The organism is Pseudomonas psychrophila, assembly GCF_001043005.1.
Classification (GTDB): domain Bacteria; phylum Pseudomonadota; class Gammaproteobacteria; order Pseudomonadales; family Pseudomonadaceae; genus Aquipseudomonas; species Aquipseudomonas psychrophila.
The window spans coordinates 1-514 of the sequence record NZ_JYKZ01000119.1; the positions used below are offsets into that span (position 1 = coordinate 1).

The 514-nt window shown below is 62.3% G+C and carries 1 protein-coding gene; it reads left to right on the top strand.

Annotated features, from left to right (window positions below; genetic code table 11):
- Nucleotides 1-79: 79 nt before the first annotated feature.
- The coding region (locus tag TU76_RS24380; protein WP_048352721.1) for a 50S ribosomal protein L11 methyltransferase at nt 80-514 on the top strand (435 nt) is incomplete at its 3' end.

A 514-nucleotide genomic window follows, 5' to 3' on the forward strand; every position in this document is an offset into this window, starting at 1 on the left:
CACGCCCCTGCTCGCGTAAACTTGCGCGCTTTCGCGGCCCGACAGGCTGCATATTCCTCTTAATTCAAAGGTGCCCGCCATGCCTTGGCTGCAAGTACGCCTCGCCATCAGCCCGGAACAAGCCGAAACCTACGAAGACGCTTTCCTCGAAGTCGGCGCTGTTTCGGTCACGTTCATGGACGCCGAAGATCAACCGATCTTTGAACCTGAACTCAACACCACCCCACTGTGGTCGCACACCCACTTGCTGGCACTGTTCGAAGGCGGCACCGAAGCCAAACTCGTTCTGTCCCATCTGGAACTGCTGACCGGCTCGCCCTTGCCCGAGCACCACGCCGAAGTCATCGAAGACCAGGATTGGGAACGCAGCTGGATGGACAACTTCCACCCGATGCGCTTCGGCCAGCGCCTGTGGATCGTACCCAGCTGGCACGCAGCTCCCGAGCCGGGCGCCGTGAACCTGCTGCTCGATCCGGGCCTGGCGTTTGGCACCGGCACCCACCCGACCACCGCG